Origin of the sequence: Chloroflexus sp., assembly GCF_034432675.1 — a bacterium.
Lineage (GTDB): Bacteria > Chloroflexota > Chloroflexia > Chloroflexales > Chloroflexaceae > Chloroflexus.
In genome coordinates this window covers 12,318-29,031 of the sequence record NZ_DAOUBI010000228.1, presented here as the reverse complement: position 1 = coordinate 29,031, position 16,714 = coordinate 12,318, and the positions used below count along the sequence as shown (strand labels likewise).

The following is a 16,714-nucleotide window of genomic DNA, read 5'->3' as shown; positions in this document are numbered from 1 at the left end:
AGTGGGCCACGCGCCGGATCGTGAGCGCGGCTGGCGCGGTAGTATGGCTGCCGCACTCCAAACTGCGCGACACGCGCATAACGAGCGGGTCAGGCAATCCATCCAGCACGTGCCGGCACGGCTGGAACGGCGCACTGCCATCGGGTCAGTCGCCCACAACAGCACCCATGGCGATCATCCCCGCTGATACGCACGTGGTTGACACCTGTTGTGGATAATGCATAGGCTGCATCCCTGTAACCGGGTATGTTGTCACCTGAACCATATACATCCCCGCTATTACAGGCATCAGGATAGCGGGTGATGGTTCATAAACGCACATGACCATCCGGTAATTCACAGAGGTATGCAAGGGAAACGTAAGTCTGTTTGTTGACATTATTTCTATGCAAGCAACGCGATGATGCAACTGACACAAGCAAACCATCGGGTATTATGGGAATGCTGAGCCGGGGTTTAGCATCTCCCTGGCATTCCCCTCACCTGACACACCGATCTATGCTATGATATTTGACTTGTAAGATATTGTTGACCGGGGATGCCATGATCGCCGTTTTAATCGATGTCCTCTTGCCGATTGCTGTCGTAGCAAGCGTAGGATTTGCGCTCCGTCGCGCCTTACCGCTCGATCTAATGACGCTTAATCGGTTGATGATCTACGGTCTCAGTCCGGCCCTCATCTTTGTTGCCTTGCTCCGCGCCGATCTCAGCGGGCCAGATGCCGGGCGTATGCTGTTTTTTTCGGTTGGCGTGATTGGGCTGATGGCGATCACGGTCTGGCTGAGCGCTATGGCACTGCGCTTGCGTGGCAAAGAGATAACGGCGCTCTTGCTGACCAGCATGTTTATGAATTCAGGGAATTACGGCCTGCCCGCGTCACGCTTTGCCTTTGGTGAAACCGGGTTTACGTTGGGTGTTTTCTACTTTATCATGCAGTCAATCATGGCCCAAACGTTAGGGGTAGGCGTGGCCGCTGCGGGTGCCGCCGGAGGTGGACGACGGGCCTGGCGTCAGGTTAGTAACCGCTTGCTCCATATGCCACAAATCTACGCCGTTGCCGGAGCACTGGTGCTGCGAGGGTTGGGGTTTCATCCGGCAACCGCAACCAGTGTTGCCCGTAGTCTCTTTGAAGGTGTGGCATTGCTCAGTGAAGCGGCGCTGCCGGTGATGCTGCTCATTCTTGGGGTGCAGTTGGGAGCCGGAGCGCCAATTGTACAACCGACGATGGTGGCTTTCGCCACTGCGATCCGGCTGGTTGTATCACCCATTCTGGCGTTTGGCCTGGGACGTCTGCTTGGCATGGAAGGTGTGGCGTTAGGGGTTGGGGTGATGATGGCCGGGATGCCGACCGCAGTCAATACGACGATTCTGGCAATCGAGTTTGACACCCGACCGCAACTGGTGGTGAGTACCGTTGTAGTCTCATCATTTGCCAGTCTGGTAACGCTGAGTGTGTTGTTGAGTCTGGTACGGTAGGAAGGTACGATGGATTTCATTCTGCGCAATGTTCGCTTTCCCGGTCAATCTGTTGCCCAGGCCATCGCGATTCGCGGTGAGCGCATTACCTGGATTGGCCCCGATCGCGATGCACTGCAGTGGCAACAACCGGCAACCAAGATCATTGATGGTACCGGGATGGTGGTGCTCCCCGGTTTCACCGATAGCCATTTTCATTTGCACAACGGTGCGCGGGCACTAAGTGTGTTGCGGTTAGAGCAGACCGAGAGTATCGCCGATCTCCAGACGCGCCTGGCCGATTATGCTGCTGCTAACCCTACGCTGCCGTGGATTATCGGGCGGGGCTGGCGGTACCGCTTGTTTGCGCCTGGTGAATTACCAACCCGCCATATCCTCGATGCAGTGGTGCCTGATCGACCGGTTCTGCTCACCGCATTTGACGGCCATACTGCCTGGGCCAATACAGCAGCATTGCAGATTGCTGGCATTCTAGCGGGTGCCGATACCGGTAATCCATTCAGTCAAGTGGTGATGGGCAACGATGGCATGGCAAGCGGTGAATTACGCGAAGCACCGGCGATGGATCTGGTACGTCGCTGTATTCCACTACCGACTGAAGCTGATATTCGGGATTCGGTACGGCGTGCTCTCCGTGAGCTGGCTGCGTTGGGGTTGACTGGCGTCCACAACATGGATGGCGATGAAGCGCAGCGCACGCGCTACCGCGATTTGGCAGCGGCTGGTGAATTGACCCTACGCATCAGGCTGCCACTCTCGCTGTCGCCAGGTACCGACCTGGCTCGTATCACGGATTGGGCAATGGATGCGCGTCAGTATCGCAATACGTTGGTGCAGACCGATGCGGTGAAGCTTTTTATTGATGGTGTAGTGGAAGCGAAGACGGCGCTCATGTTGGCACCGTATGCCGATGGCAGTGGCGAGTGTGGGATAGCCAATTACGACGCAGCTGAGTTTATCAGGCTGGTAACCCATGCCGATGCGGCTGGTCTCCAGGTCTGTGTGCATGCGATTGGTGATGGCGGCGTCCAGCAGACTCTCAATGCACTGGCACAGGCCCAACAGATCAACGGGCAACGCGATGCGCGGCATCGAATCGAGCACGCCGAGATTGTCGATCCAACCGATCTGCCCCGTTTTGCCCACCTGAGGGTCATTGCTTCTGTGCAACCGCTCCACGTTGATTTTGGCATGGATCGGGATAACCCCTGGCGGCGCCTGGTTGGTGAACAGCGTCTGCGGTACGGGTTTCCCTGGCGCGACCTGTTGCAGGCCGGGGTGCGTATGGCCCTGGGGAGCGACTGGCCGGTCGCCGATCCGAATCCGTTGCGCGGGATACAGGTAGCCTGTACCCGCGGCAAACTTGATGGAAGTACTGCGGATAGCGATTTTCCAGATCAGCACCTGACGATTGCCGAAGCCCTGGCCGGGTATACGACCTGGGCCGCTTATGCAGGCCATCGTGATCACGAATTGGGGCGGTTGGCGCCTGGCTGTCTGGCCGATCTGGTCTTGCTTGATCGCGATATTACGACGATCCCACCCGATCAGATTGCGACAACGCGGGTGATGTTGACGATGGTTGGCGGGCGAATTGTCTTTGCCCGCTAAGGGCAGCAGTTGGCGACGTATTCACGTCAGAAACGTAAGCAATTCAACTTCGTCATTCGCCTCAATCACTGTTTCATCTGGTGGCAACCATTGATACTGTTCACCACGTCGCAGACTGAGTGGTAATTGACCGACAGCGCGTAATTCGGCTACTGTCTGGCCTACCCGACGATCGGTGATAATCTGATGGCGAACGACCAACAGGTGATCGCCGACATCAAACGCTGCTGCGACATCGGGAAGTAGCCCAGCCGCAACTAAACTGGGCGCGGCCAGTGCCGAGGTGCTGAATGCCGTGTGAATCCCAAACAGATCGACCAGGCGGTCGGCCAATACGTCACTGAATACGCGCAGTACCAGATGCACATCAGGATACATACTGCGCACGGCTAGCCCAATTTGCAAATTGAGCAGATCATCGCTGTAGAGTGCGGCCAGGGCCACTGCTTCTTCGATCCCTGCTTCGCGGAGCAGAACCGGATCACGAGCATCACCACGCAAGACCCGTATGCCCTGGGCAGTTAAGGCTTCAACGTAGCGCAGCGGTGTCTCGACGGTGCAGATGACGGTGAGCGGAGGACGTGAGTCACGCCGACTGAGCAGTCGCACGACCTGGGTACCAACCTTCCCCAACCCACAAACGATCAGGCCACCATTACGACGAGTGGGAGATGGTCGATTAGCCCACTGCACTGCCTCAAGGGCAGGTAGTGGGCCAACCAGCGCAATCTCCTCGCTCGGCAGAATTGGAAGATTGGCGTTGGGACCAGGGAGTCGGCGCACACCAAAGCGTGTTTCCAAATCGGCGACCGGCCCAATCAGAGGGCTATCATTACTCACATTGACAAATGCTATCCCCAACAGTCCAGCCGGCAGGTCGAGCACATAACGGACATTGGAACTCAAGAGGGCAGCAGCAAATGTAGGAGCAGCCAGTGCTGCCGGGCTAAAAGCTGAATTCCGGCCAAACGAGCGTTCGATGCGAGCATCAAGGGCGCGACTGAAGATACGTTGCACCGTCGGCAATTCAGGCCGAATACGCCGGGCTGCCAGTGCGATCTCCAAATTTTTCAGATCATCATCAATGGTGGCAATTAACCCCTGGGCGCGACGCAGACCTGCTCTCACCAGTACTTCCGGATCACGGGCATCGCCGCGCACAACCGGCACGCCCAACTGGTACAGGATCGGCAAAAATTCACAGCTGGGATCAGGCTCAATCGCTACCACCTCACGCCGGCAATCAAGCAGTTGCAGTACGGACCGATACCCCACCCGGCCCAGGCCACAGACGATCATGTGTCGGCGGTACGTTGCCGCTAACGCCTCCTGCCACCGCTCAGGGCGTGCTCGTTTATCAACCAGCAAACGCCCTATATCAACCGCACTTTGCAACAGGAAGAACAGACCGAGGAGTGGAATGAGGAAGAAGAGCACGCGACCGACAGGATCGGCCGGCAGATCAAGATCGGTTTGAAAAATGAGCAGCTTCAGCGTTTCAAAGAGGGCAACTTCAAGATCAGGGCTACAGCCACAGACAGGTGGCAGATAAAACCAACGCAGATACAACACCCCACCGGTCAGCACCAACGCAAGCGCCGTCAGAGGAAACCAGGCTTCCCGCAGCACGCGCAGATCGTCAAGCAGATTCGCAACTATCAGGCGCCAGAGCGCAAATCTACGACGACGTAACCGAGTCAGTCGTATATCCTGAGCCATATCACGACCGTCGCCTTCATTCGCCACGACTGACAGCAATCATCTGGTTCAATCGCTCTAGCGCTCGTCCACTATCGATACTATGACGGGCCATCGCCACACCGGTAGCCAGATCGGGGGCCAGATCACCGGCAACCATTGCCGCTGCCGCATTGAACAGCACAACATCGCGACGCGGCCCATGTTCTTCGCCACTCAGAATGGCGCGGACAATTGCGACATTGTACGCTACATCACCACCGCGCAGCGCATCCTGGGGTGCTCTGGGCAGTCCGACATCTTCGGGCGCGACCAGCATCTGACGCGGTGCCTGACCGGCACGAACGTCAAAAATCAGATTCGGCCCGGATAAAGTCAGCTCATCGACACCACCATCACCGTGAACCACCAGGGCATGCACCGTATCAAGCCGGCTGAGCGCGTAAGCAAGTTTTTCGGCCAGGGCAGCACTGGCGACACCCAGCACCTGATAACGGGCGCGAGCCGGGTTGGTCAGCGGGCCGAGAATATTGAACACCGTGCGAATACCAATCTCGCGGCGTACCGGCCCGACAAACCGCATAGCCGGATGGAACTTAGGGGCAAACATAAACCCGATCCCGGCCTCGCGCAAACAGCGTGCGACACCCTCGGCATCGAGTTCGATCTGCACGCCTAAACCCTCAAGCACATCGGCGCTGCCGCACACACTCGACATGGCCCGATTCCCATGCTTTGCCACCGTCAACCCGGCACCGGCAGCCACAAATGCTGCTGTCGTGCTAATGTTAAACGTATGCGCTCCATCGCCACCGGTACCGCAGGTATCAATCACCGGTCCATCAAAATAGACGTGGGTTGCCTTTTCACGCATCACCGCCGCCATACCGGCGATCTCAGCGTCTGTCTCACCCTTCATATGCAAAGCGGTCAGAAACGCCCCGATCTGGGCCGGCGTCACCGTACCGCTCATAATCTCTTCCATCACACTCGCTGCTTCAGCCTGGGTCAAATCTCGTCGGACGACCACTGCCGCAATCGCTTCGCGGATGTTCATCATCAGCTCCTCTAGCTCTTCATATGCACTGCGTTTGTATTGTAGCGATCCGATGCGTTGTGGTCAATGTGGGGGATGAGCAGGTGAACCATGGAACGGGTTTGGGTTGGGAGCATACGGGAACAGTGGGTACCGGTGGATGCCTGCAATGTAGCAGAGCATTTGGGCGAAGGATCAGGGGTGATAGCACAACAGTCTATTATCGAGTACGCGATCCAATGATTTTTCAACTCCTCGATATTGCCCGTGTAATCTTCAACAATCATCTCATCGATACTCAAGAGATGCTGGCAACGCTGAGCGAAGAGCAATAAGGTCACTGCCCCAGATTGAGGAGATAACGATTACCGGTAGCAACCGGTGATGAGTACATAGTTCATTCGTGGCCCCAGTCAATTCACTGCACTCCATCTGCCATGAACCAGGCGACATAACCCAAGTTGCCATCTACGCCGTGAGCAGGCCACGGAGGCTTACTGCCAAGATGAACAGCATGACGTTGCACGCAACACCGTATGACGTAACCGGGAGAGCGATATGGGGAGCAGTCAGTTCCCATGCACGCATTGTCATGCCTCACGGTAGCAACCCGGGTTACACACATCCTCTCTGTCCTCCGTGTCTCTGTGGTGATAAAGGGGGCAACTTGGGGGTTATATAACGTGCCGGGATGATCATACTCACCCCGGCACGAGCGTTTCACGACACGCTGCTAGCACTCGCTATGACCGCATGAGTGGCACTTCCGACAACCCTCTTCGTTCAGCATAGTCGCGTTCTGGCATTCAGGACAGATCTCGGCGGCTTCAATCGTGCCGTGACCCGGCTCGTTGTGGGAATGACTTACCGATGTGGTGGCCGCAACCTCGCCAACTCCATTCGTATATGTCCAACCAGTATCGGCTTCGCCGTTGCCGTACTCGTCGTCATGCCCATTGCCGTTGCCATTCCCATTGCCATTGCTATTCCCGTTTTTCACGTAATGATCGAGCAACACCTTGCCTATCGCATCAGGCACCGAACGCACCCGATCCGGACCAAAGCCGGCCGAGCGCGAACCACCGATGCCACGCAGTTGCTCGGCAATGAGTTTCACCGGAACTCCACACCGGAGAGCGAGTGAAATCAGCCGTCCAATGGCTTCGGTGAAGGCGGTGACATCGCTGCCTGCACGCCCGATGATGGCAAAGACCTCGAATGGTTTCCCGTTCAGCTCGGTCACGAAGAGGCGCAGTTTGCCGAGTGGCGTGACAACGGGGAAGGAGTGGCTGGGCAATCCCTCAGCCGGGACCGGGCGCGGCTTCAGCTCCACCGGTTGATCGGAGGCCGGCGCCGGCTCCGCACTCTTACCGGTTGAGCCGGTTGAGAGCACCTGGTTTGCACGCGATCCGTCACGATAGACGGTGATCCCCTTGCAGCCAAGGCGGAAGGCCAGCTCGTAGGCTTCGCGAACCTGGTCGGGGGTTGCTTCGTGCGGGAAGTTAATCGTCTTCGAGATCGCACTATCGGTGTACTCCTGGAACGCTGCCTGCATGCGCACGTGCCACTCTGGGGCAATATCGTGGGCAGTGACCCACACCCGCTGCACTGAAGCCGGCACTTCCGGATGATGGATATGACCGGTGTCCGCAATCCGCTCCATCAGTTCATCGCTGTACCATCCCTCGCGTTTGGCCTGGACGACAAAGTCCTGATTGATATCGAGCATGCGGGTGTCGGCCTGGTAGCGCCAGAACGCAATCGCAAACAGCGGCTCGATGCCAGATGAACAGCCGGCGATAATACTGATCGTGCCGGTTGGGGCAACGGTGGTGACATTACAATTGCGGAGCAGGCGTTGAGGCCGAATGCGCGATCCATCGGGGCGACGGGCGCATGTCGCATCAGGTCCCCAGATGCTGTACTCCCATTCCGGGAAGGGGCCACGCTCGCGGGCAAGCTGCTCGGACGCTACTTTGCTCTCTTCGTCGATAAAGCGCATCACCTGGTGCGCCAGATCAATCGCTTGCGATGAGTTGTACGGAATACCCAGACGCACCAGCATATCGGCCCATCCCATGACCCCAAGGCCGATGCGGCGAATCCGCTGGCTGAGCTGTGTAATCTGTTCGAGCGGATAGTGATTGGCGTCGATCACATTATCGAGAAAGCGGGTACTCTCATGCACCACGTCACGCAGCGATTCCCAATCAATGGTGCCGGCATCGGTGACGAATTTCCCCAGATTGATCGAACCGAGGTTGCACACGTCATAGGCCAGCAACGGTTGTTCACCGCAGGGATTGGTCGCTTCGTATTCACCGAGGTGGGGCACCGGATTGTACTCGTTGGCCCGGTCGATGAAGAAGAGACCGGGTTCACCGGTGGCGTGGGCGCACTGCACAATCAGATCGAAGACCATGCGGGCCCGCAAGCGCATCGGTTGACCGGCGGGAACGAGCACCTCGCCGGTGAATGGATGCTTGAGACCATCACGCGACGCAATCTGCACCAGACCGGTGCGCGGGTTGATCAGGTCATACTCCTCGTCGCGCTCAACGGCACGCATGAACGCATCGGTAATTGCCACCGAGATATTGAAATTCGTGATTTTCGTCGTATCGAGTTTGCAGGTAATAAACTCAAGAATATCAGGGTGATCGCAGCGCAGAATACCCATATTTGCGCCACGGCGTGTCCCACCCTGTTTAATGGCCTCGGTGGAGTGATTGTAGACATCCATAAAACTCACCGGACCGCTGGCCACCCCCATCGTACTGCGCACCACATCGTTGCGTGGGCGCAGCCGCGAGAAGCTAAAGCCGGTACCGCCACCACTTTGATGGATCAGTGCCTGATGTTTAAGCGTCTCGTAGATACTGGTCAGGTTGTCGTCGATAGGCAGAACGAAGCATGCACTCAATTGACCCAGTGGCCGCCCGGCATTCATCAGGGTTGGGCTGTTTGGTTCAAAATAGCCTTGGGTCATCAGATGATAAAATCGTTCGGCACGTTCTTCGACCTGCTCGGCTGACGCCCCATAGCGAGCATCGACGGCAGCGATGGTTTCGGCCACCCGCCAAAACATCGTTTCGGGGGTTTCAATCACATCACCGTGCTCATTCTTCAACAGGTAGCGCTTTTTGAGCACGGTACGGGCAATGTCGGTAAGATTGGCGGGGGCAAGTTCTTGTTTCATCATTGGTTGGATGCTCCTTTTCAGGATAGACCTCTCACACGTGCAGACACCAACAGAGGCGCACTTAACTGTAAAAAGTTTATTAACAACACATCAGGTCGCAATCAATGAACACTAGATCATCATACTATATCTAGTGTGTACTACGGCTAATAGAGTGCATATATTGGTGTTCTTGCACGCTTCGCTAGTTTAGCATAGTGATCGGTGTTGTGTCAAGCAGTAAAAGATTACAAAAACCTTTTACAACTTGACGATAATGAATCGGGTACTCCACGCCAGTTTGCCTTCCTATACCTCACGCTATGGCTCATGGATATTGGGGATGATCATTAAATATCAGTTGCCTGCTTCACTCACGCTGCCGGGGTGCCCGTCTGTATCGGCGGGCCGTTGTGCAGAGAGTGATTCAACCTGCCACCAAACTGGCAGACGTGTTAGACGTATCGGTCAAAACCATCTCTCGCCCAATCGATGCGCTACCCATCACCAACGTGGGGTAGTTTGGGTATTCCACTGCATAGCATGCCCCTGCGTTGTCAGCACAGCACCGGTGCTGTTTCGCGTTGCCTAGGACATCACCTGCCCCAGCACCACATCACCCTGGCCCGCGCCTCCTTACCGATCCGCATCCCCGCTCACGCACCGTCAGATTCGCAGGTGGTCAGACCCGTTGCGAACGATGCGCATGCTCATCATCGCCATTACCAGCAGGTGTACCGCTGCACCACGCGCCTGACCGGAAGCACGGCTGGCGTGGCAGCGTGGCTTCTGCACGCCAAACGATGCGACACGTGTATTTTTGAGCATGAAACGAAACCATGCGATGTGGTATCATAGTTATGTAGACACTTCTTGCGAGGATTTATTTCCCTATGACCACACATACTGCACCTGCTGCTGAAACTGCCATTGCCTGCCTGCGCACGTCGTTTCGTCGTGCCGGGCATGGTTATCCGCTCCTCTTGCTGCACGGTTGGGGTGGCTCGTCGCGGTTGTGGCACTATACGCTGCGTGATCTGGCGGATCGGTACACGCTGATCGCCCCTGATCTGCCCGGCTTTGGTGCATCACCACCGCTCAGCGGTCGATTGTCACTCGAACGGCTTGCCGATTGGGTGATTGCTTTTGCCGATGCCCTTGGGCTGGAACGATTTGCCATCAACGGCCATTCGCTGTGTGCTGCTGTTGCCGTTCACGTTGCTGCGCGCTACCCGGAAAGGGTTTCCCATCTGATTGTCACCAGCTTCAGCACCTTTCGCGATGAGCGTGAACGACGGGTTGTGGCATCGATCCACCATCTAATGGCCCTCTGGTTAGCATTACGCCGCCCATGGATGCTCGATGTCCAGCCCCTGATGCGTCTGGTGGGTAGTCGATTCTTCTACCGGTTACCTGCTGATCACGCCTTGCTGCGCGAGACCTTTGCCGATTTTCTGGCTATGGAACAACGTACTGCCCTGGAGACCGCACGGGGAGCGGGAAGTCCGACGATCAGCGCTGCCCTGGCCGCAGTGCGCGCTCCGGCACTGCTGATCGCATGCCGTCACGACCAGATCATGCCACCGCCGGGTGCACCGGTTGCCGCCGCGCGCATACCGCGCTGCCGGTTAGTTTGGATTGAGCAGTGTGGCCATTTGCCAATGCTGGAACGACCGCACGAATACCACGCTATTCTGACCGAGTTTCTGAAGGATGGGTCTGTATGACTATCGATTTGGCCGCTTATCGCGCTGGATTTCCGATTACCGAACGCTACGCCTTTCTCAGCCACGCGGCTGTTTCACCGTTGCATCAGCGTGTGCAGGCAGCAGTGCAGAGCTACCTTGACCATGCCACCCGTGAGCCGTTTCTGGCCGTCTTTCCACAGGTGATGGCACAGTTCGCCGATCTTAAGCAGCGCCTGGCCCGGTTGATCAACGCTCGTTCGCCCGACGAGATCGTGCTGATGCCCAATACGGCTGCCGGCATTAACACCGCAGCCGTTAGCTTGCCGTTACACCCCGATGATAATGTGCTGGTACTTGAAGGTGACTATCCGGCTAATATCTACCCGTGGCAACAACTGGCATATCGTGGTGTGCTAACGAAGGTCGTGCCGCAACATCGGGGCGGCCTCGATCTTGATCTGCTAGTGCGACGCATCGATCATCGGACGCGGGTGATCGCACTTAGAGCCTATCCGAAAAGTGGGGCGAGATGGCATCTCGCCCTACGAAAAGTGCCTCAGAAGCGATTTCTCGGATAGGTTCTTGGCTCAGCGATGTTTGCAACCGAATTTCGCAACGATCTGGCAGCCGTCGGCCAGCTTTGTTGCGAGCGGGGCATCTATTTTGTGGTTGGCGCAATTCAGACCCTGGGGGCATTTCCGCTCGATGTGCAGGAATGCCATATCGATATGCTGGCCTGTGGTTCGCAAAAGTGCTTGCTCTCAACACCCGGCAGTGGCTTCCTCTACGTGCGCCGTGTGCTGATCCGTGATCTGGTACCAGGAGCTTACGTCGGCGCCACCAGTAGTGTGAGCGGGATGAACTATCTCGACTACAACCTGACCCTCTCTGAAACTGCCGAGTGATTTACGTTGGGAACACCAAATGTCGCCAACAATCTCGCACTGTTGGCTGCGGTTACGTTACTGCAAGAGGTTGGTATTGAGCGGATCACGCACCAGATTGCGACGCTGGTGGATGCGTTGATCAACGATCTTCAAGAGCGCGGCTATCAACTGGCTGCCAGCACCGAACCGGCGCACCGGAGTGGCATTGTGGTAGCGCTGGTCGAGAATCCGGCTGTGGTCGCACAGCACCTCTACGAGGCTGGGATTGTTGTTACTCCGCGGGGGGCCGGTGTGCGGATCGCCCCCCACTTCTACAATACACTCGATGAGGTGTTGCGGGTAGGTGAAGCGCTCGATGTGGCAACCCGCTGAGCGGCAGACAGGCTATCTGACACGGTCGTACAGCCTTAACGCTTTTCATCAACCACTTCGACACCGATAGCACGCAGACGGTTCAGGATCGTCTGCGTGCTGTTTTGCCACGACCAGATCCGGGCGCGCAATGCGGCTTGTGCCCCACGTTGCCGGGCCTCGTCGCGTTGTCGATGCACATGCCTGAGCAACTCCACCAGCGCATCGAAATCAGGCTCTGCCCAACAGGCATCTGCGTATGGGCCGGTGGGGATTCCGGTCGGCACCAGACCGCGAATCGGCAGCGGGTAGCCACAGGTATCATCGAGAAATGCGGTAGGTCCACTCCAGGCAGTGGCAATGACCGGTAGACCGCATGCCATTGCTTCCAGCACCGGCATCCCCCAACCCTCACCCCGACTGGGTAAGACGAAACAATCGGCGCTCCGGTAGAGTTCGGCCATCCGCGCTGGATTGAACGTCTGATTGTAGATCACCGCCACCGGCGGCGCCTGATCGCCGGGGATGCCTGCCAGCTCGCGGAGCGGATTACCGGCAGCGCGGTGATCAATCTTCAACACCAGCACCACCGGATCGGTCGGCTTGAAGGCCGTCCGATAGGCGGAGAGCAAGATATCCCAGCCCTTACGCTGGCTCCATTCAAACACCGACAGAAACACTGTGCGGTCAGTAAGCTCGCGTCGTGGCGTACCAGGTGTAAAGACACTCACATCAACCCCAAGTGGGATTGCGTGAAGGGGACGCTTGACACCACTGGCGGCAAAGACCGCACACCCCCATGCCGTTGGCGTCCAGACTTCATCCATCAGATTAGCCTGGGCAACCCAATGGGTGGGCAGGCGGTCGATTTCCAGCATGGTAAAGCCGATCCGATAGGAACCACTATTCTTGCAGAACAGCTCACCCCGACCGTAGACAACCTGGGGCACATCGAGGCGAATTGGCAACTGTTGCAGAGCGTGAATAGCAGGTGGCACAGTCCCATAGATGCGCTCGGCATCGTCGGCATCGAAGAGATAGAGCGGCCGGACGGCCAGACCAGTTGCGGCAAGACCGGCCACAATAGCCCGCGACGAGCTACTGTAACCGGTCGGTGAAGCAAACGTCGAATGCCAGACGAGCTGCGTCATAGTCGTTCGAGGGCAGCGAGGCGGTCGGCCAGCTTCTGACGGGCATCCCGTTCCGCATCGAGGTGAGCAATCAGGCTCTCGATGATACGGGTGAGCGTAGCGTGTGTAGTATTGATATGGGTGAATTCAGGGCCACACAACCGCCAGGCCAGCCAGCGCCGCAAACGTGCCAGCAGCGAAGTTGCAGGTGGTGGGTTGAGTGCCCACGTCGCCTGCAATATCCCGAGTTGTTCAGCCAAGTACGCATCGCGACTCAACAATTCATTGAGGAGTGTGATCTGATGCTGGTTGTGGGCAGACTGCTGCAATGCGCGGGCAATCGCCACATCAAACGGCTCATCGTCTTGTGGATGAACTATGACCGGCCCTGATATACTCATAACCACTCACGCTTCGCTTACATAGATCAGACATCGCTAACGGAACAGATCGAGATGATCGCGAATCCAGCCCACCATCCGTTCCACCCCTTCGTACACCGACACCTGTGGTTGCCAGGCCAGCTCGCGCTGCGCCAGCGAAATATCACTGATGTAGACCGGTTGATCGCCGGGCCGCCAGTCGCTGTAACGCACCGGAATCTCCCGTCCGATCAGACGGCTCAGAAGCGGGCCAAATTCAGCCCAGATGGAAAGTGCATTCTGCGGACCACCACCAATATTATATATCCGTCCGCTCACCTGATCGATCCGGGCCAATGCCGCCATATAGGCTGCGATCAGATCATCAACGTAGAGCATATCGCGCACCTGCTTCCCATCACCGTAGATGGTGATAGGACGGTTCAACAGTGCGGCAATCGCGAAGTGCGCAGCCCACCCCTGATCCTCAACCCCAAACTGGCGCGGGCCATAGATGCACGACTGGCGGAAGACCACCGTTTGCAAACCGTAGATACGGGCATAATCACGCACATATTGATCGGCAGCACCTTTGCTGCACCCATACGGTGAATGAAAATCGAGTAACTGATGTTCAGGTACCCCATACGGTAAATCCCGGTACCGATAGCGAGTCTCATCTTCGACCACGGCAACAGTCTCCATCCCACCGTAAACCTTGTTGGTAGAGGCAAAGAAGACAATCGGTGGCTCGCTTGCCAGACGGGCTGCTTCGAGAATATTCAGCGTACCGAGCGCATTAATCTCAAAATCACTGCGCGGATCCTGCACCGATGTCGTCACCGCCACCTGACCGGCGAGATGGTAGACGACCCGATGACCGGGGATGACAGCCTGCATCGCCGCAGCATCACGAATATCGGCCTGCACAAAGCGAAGCCAGCTGCCGTACCGTTCTTGCAACCACGCCAGATTAAGTGGAGTCCGCGGACGGCTCAGATTATCAACAATCGTGACATGTTCGCCACGAGCTAGCAAATAATCAGCCAGATTACAACCTATAAACCCGGCACCGCCGGTGATGAGATGGGACGATGTTTCCATAGTATTTATACGTCTCGTACAGCCTGCGTCTTTGTACTCTCAATCTAGGCTTCATCATTATAACGATACAACGAATCGGTCGGCAAATCAGCCGACCGATTCATCCTTAGAGGGCAGTTTTGCCAAGATTATTAACGCAGGACGAGAGGGGTATACGTTGTGTAGACGTTAGTTGCTACTCGTACCATAATTGGAATCTCGACGTTGGGTACATTATTGCCACTGAGCAGTATTTTTGCATTGTAGGTACCGGGAGCTTTACTACTAGTATTAATCGTAACATTGAATGAACTGCCGGTAGTCGAGTTAAGTGATACGCTGGTCGGGCTAAGCTGAATAACATCACTCGCGTCGGCCTCCCCAATGGTAACATTAATTGGTGAACCATCGTTTGAATAAAGGCTAATCGTGAATTGTTGCACCTGATCTGTCTCCATCAATACCGCCATACTGGTCACAGCAGGACGTATCCTGCGCACGAGGAACAGACCGTTATGGGCGGGATCACGCTGAAACTGCGGCCATGGTGCGCTGTAGGGTTGGTAGGGGCCACTCGCGCTGGTAATTGCCTCTTCGAGATCGCGCCAGACGTAAACGAATGCACTATTTTGAGCACCGGTATGTGAACCACCCACAACTATCTCCAGCTTCCCATCATTGTCAATATCGGCAATTGCCGGTGTATTGCGGATTGGCATCCACATAAACATCGACTTCCGATGCATACAAGCTTGAGCCTCAGGGCCGCCGGTCGGGCAACTTGGGGTAAGCTCATTTCCGGCACCGTCGTAGATCATTACCGAATTTTGGACAACAACAATGACCTCGTGTGAACCGTTGCCATCAATATCGGCGATCAGTGGGTTGTTGAAAGCCTCCGACATATCGGCCTGTTCCTGGGTGGAACCACGCACGACAATATTCCAGATCGGGTTTGGATTGTCAAATCTCCACGCTACCAGCCTGCCACCAGAAGAGGGCGTTGATACCTCTGGATTAATCGAACCACCAGAGGCAACAGCAGCTACAATCTCCGGTTTACCGTCACCGGTAATATCACCAATGGCCGGCGATGAAGCAACACATTCTGGCGCATTAAGTGTCATCTTTTCAGTGCCGTTCGCTGCATTGAAAATCTTGACCCATTGGCCTGGTTTTGGATTACCTCCGTAAAAACAGCTACTACCGACAATCACCTCAAGCTGACCATCATTGTCGAGATCGGCTACTGCCGGTGACGAGTAGATAGACTGGTCAAGGCGCACAGCCCACAGAAAACCTTTGCCAAAGCCGATCACGTTACCGCCGTCCCTTGCACAATAGATCGGATCGGCCACAAAGGTCGGATCGGCGGGAAAGGCGTAGAGGAAGCCTTTCGCACTTTCATAGTACGAATTCGTCTCTGGAAAAGGTGTGATATTGTTGGGGTTACATACCTTCCCCGGCGTAAAGTCAGTGCCAACGATAATATCTTTGCGCCCATCACCATTAACATCGGCAAATGCCGGTGATGACCAGATTGAGTCCATTGCATAGTATTTCCAGCGCAACGTACCATCCTTATTTAGCACGTGAAGGTAGAGATCGGCTGACCCGGCAACGATAATAATGTCGCCTGCACCATTCACATCTGTCACCGATGGTGTGCTGAAAACACCCGATTGATGGCTAATCTGACCAATCGGAATCGAGTAATTCCACAATAGCTGGCCTGCAGCTGAATAGGCACTGATACCCCCGGGACAATTCGAGTCGGCATGAATTTTGCCGTAGCCTACAATCACTTCCAGACCGGGCAGATCGGGTCTCAGATCGAAGAGTGAGGGTGCACCGTTGAGCAAACTATCATCACCGGTCACACTACAACTTGCCACCTGCTTTGTCCACATCACCTGGCCATTGTTTTTCAAAGCGAACAACTTCCCGTTACGATCCCCAATCACGATCTCCAAACCGTTACCGGGATTACCATCCAGATCACCCACTACCGGTGAACTACGAATAATTCGGGCACCATCCAGTTGCTTCCCGGCGAGAGTGTCGTCCGTTTGCAGCTTTTGGGTGCGTGAAAAACCGGGTTGGGACTTGACCGGGTTCTGATAGTAGGCCAACACGAGTGATGGGATGATGAGGAGGGCAATGATGAAACAGAAGAGACAAAGACGACGTATCATAACAATATACCCCTTC

At 56.0% G+C, this 16,714-nt stretch carries 11 protein-coding genes and 1 pseudogene; 5 read left to right on the top strand and 7 right to left on the bottom strand.

Annotated features, from left to right (window positions below):
• From VAE55_RS17000 to VAE55_RS16990, 3 genes are all read left to right on the top strand, one after another.
• Nucleotides 1–187: hypothetical protein (locus VAE55_RS17000; protein WP_322816910.1), on the top strand; the 187-nt coding region annotated here is incomplete at its 5' end.
• 356 nt (nt 188–543) lie between these two features.
• A complete protein-coding gene (locus VAE55_RS16995; RefSeq protein WP_322816909.1) occupies nt 544–1,476 on the top strand; it encodes an AEC family transporter in 933 nt (310 codons plus the stop codon).
• A 9-nt stretch (nt 1,477–1,485) separates the two neighbouring features.
• The gene (locus tag VAE55_RS16990) at nt 1,486–3,087 is read left to right on the top strand and encodes an amidohydrolase (protein WP_322816908.1); all 1,602 of its coding nucleotides are present in this window, start codon (nt 1,486–1,488) and stop codon (nt 3,085–3,087) included.
• Between the two features lie 21 nt (nt 3,088–3,108).
• Here VAE55_RS16990 and VAE55_RS16985 read toward each other — a convergent pair whose 3' ends face one another.
• The 3 genes from VAE55_RS16985 to VAE55_RS16975 all read right to left on the bottom strand — a co-directional run bounded on the left by VAE55_RS16985 (nt 3,109) and on the right by VAE55_RS16975 (nt 9,023).
• Nucleotides 3,109–4,806, bottom strand: a complete 1,698-nt coding sequence (locus VAE55_RS16985; protein WP_322816907.1) for an NAD(P)-binding protein — start codon at nt 4,804–4,806, stop codon at nt 3,109–3,111.
• Between the two features lie 16 nt (nt 4,807–4,822).
• Nucleotides 4,823–5,842 carry an anthranilate phosphoribosyltransferase gene (trpD, locus tag VAE55_RS16980; RefSeq protein WP_322816911.1) on the bottom strand — a complete coding sequence of 340 codons (1,020 nt, stop codon included), beginning with the start codon at nt 5,840–5,842 and terminating at the stop codon, nt 4,823–4,825.
• A 712-nt stretch (nt 5,843–6,554) separates the two neighbouring features.
• A complete protein-coding gene (locus VAE55_RS16975) occupies nt 6,555–9,023 on the bottom strand; it encodes a vitamin B12-dependent ribonucleotide reductase (RefSeq protein WP_322816906.1) in 2,469 nt (822 codons plus the stop codon).
• Nucleotides 9,024–9,895: 872 nt separating this feature from the next.
• On the opposite strand from VAE55_RS16975, the gene VAE55_RS16970 reads away from it, so the two are divergent.
• Together VAE55_RS16970 and VAE55_RS16965 are read left to right on the top strand one after the other, a co-directional pair.
• Nucleotides 9,896–10,729: an alpha/beta hydrolase gene (locus VAE55_RS16970; RefSeq protein WP_322816905.1), complete on the top strand. Its 834-nt coding sequence runs from the start codon at nt 9,896–9,898 to the stop codon at nt 10,727–10,729.
• Nucleotides 10,726–11,949: pseudogene (locus VAE55_RS16965) on the top strand (aminotransferase class V-fold PLP-dependent enzyme). Before VAE55_RS16970 ends, VAE55_RS16965 begins: the two are co-directional and overlap by 4 nt.
• A 35-nt stretch (nt 11,950–11,984) precedes the next feature.
• On the opposite strand, the gene VAE55_RS16960 reads toward VAE55_RS16965, so the two are convergent.
• The 4 genes from VAE55_RS16960 to VAE55_RS16945 all read right to left on the bottom strand — a co-directional run bounded on the left by VAE55_RS16960 (nt 11,985) and on the right by VAE55_RS16945 (nt 16,698).
• Nucleotides 11,985–13,079 carry a glycosyltransferase gene (locus VAE55_RS16960; RefSeq protein ID WP_322816904.1) on the bottom strand — a complete coding sequence of 365 codons (1,095 nt, stop codon included), beginning with the start codon at nt 13,077–13,079 and terminating at the stop codon, nt 11,985–11,987.
• A complete protein-coding gene (locus tag VAE55_RS16955) occupies nt 13,076–13,459 on the bottom strand; it encodes a hypothetical protein (protein ID WP_322816903.1) in 384 nt (127 codons plus the stop codon). Before VAE55_RS16955 ends, VAE55_RS16960 begins: the two co-directional genes overlap by 4 nt.
• Before the next feature lie 36 nt (nt 13,460–13,495).
• Entirely contained in the window at nt 13,496–14,524 is a 1,029-nt protein-coding gene (locus tag VAE55_RS16950) for a GDP-mannose 4,6-dehydratase (RefSeq protein WP_322816902.1), read from the bottom strand.
• 131 nt (nt 14,525–14,655) lie between these two features.
• On the bottom strand, nt 14,656–16,698 hold the full coding sequence (locus VAE55_RS16945; RefSeq protein WP_322816901.1) for an FG-GAP-like repeat-containing protein: 2,043 nt from the start codon (nt 16,696–16,698) through the stop codon (nt 14,656–14,658).
• Between the last annotated feature and the right edge of the window lie 16 nt (nt 16,699–16,714).

What these genes read in the sequence shown, in the direction of transcription:
- VAE55_RS16995 (WP_322816909.1), top strand. Translation starts at nt 544, where the DNA reads ATGATCGCCGTTTTAATCGATGTCCTCTTGCCGATTGCTGTCGTAGCA.
- VAE55_RS16990 (WP_322816908.1), top strand. Translation starts at nt 1,486, where the DNA reads ATGGATTTCATTCTGCGCAATGTTCGCTTTCCCGGTCAATCTGTTGCC.
- VAE55_RS16985 (WP_322816907.1), bottom strand. Translation starts at nt 4,806, where the DNA reads ATGGCTCAGGATATACGACTGACTCGGTTACGTCGTCGTAGATTTGCG.
- trpD (WP_322816911.1), bottom strand. Translation starts at nt 5,842, where the DNA reads ATGAACATCCGCGAAGCGATTGCGGCAGTGGTCGTCCGACGAGATTTG.
- VAE55_RS16975 (WP_322816906.1), bottom strand. Translation starts at nt 9,023, where the DNA reads ATGATGAAACAAGAACTTGCCCCCGCCAATCTTACCGACATTGCCCGT.
- VAE55_RS16970 (WP_322816905.1), top strand. Translation starts at nt 9,896, where the DNA reads ATGACCACACATACTGCACCTGCTGCTGAAACTGCCATTGCCTGCCTG.
- VAE55_RS16960 (WP_322816904.1), bottom strand. Translation starts at nt 13,079, where the DNA reads ATGACGCAGCTCGTCTGGCATTCGACGTTTGCTTCACCGACCGGTTAC.
- VAE55_RS16955 (WP_322816903.1), bottom strand. Translation starts at nt 13,459, where the DNA reads ATGAGTATATCAGGGCCGGTCATAGTTCATCCACAAGACGATGAGCCG.
- VAE55_RS16950 (WP_322816902.1), bottom strand. Translation starts at nt 14,524, where the DNA reads ATGGAAACATCGTCCCATCTCATCACCGGCGGTGCCGGGTTTATAGGT.
- VAE55_RS16945 (WP_322816901.1), bottom strand. Translation starts at nt 16,698, where the DNA reads ATGATACGTCGTCTTTGTCTCTTCTGTTTCATCATTGCCCTCCTCATC.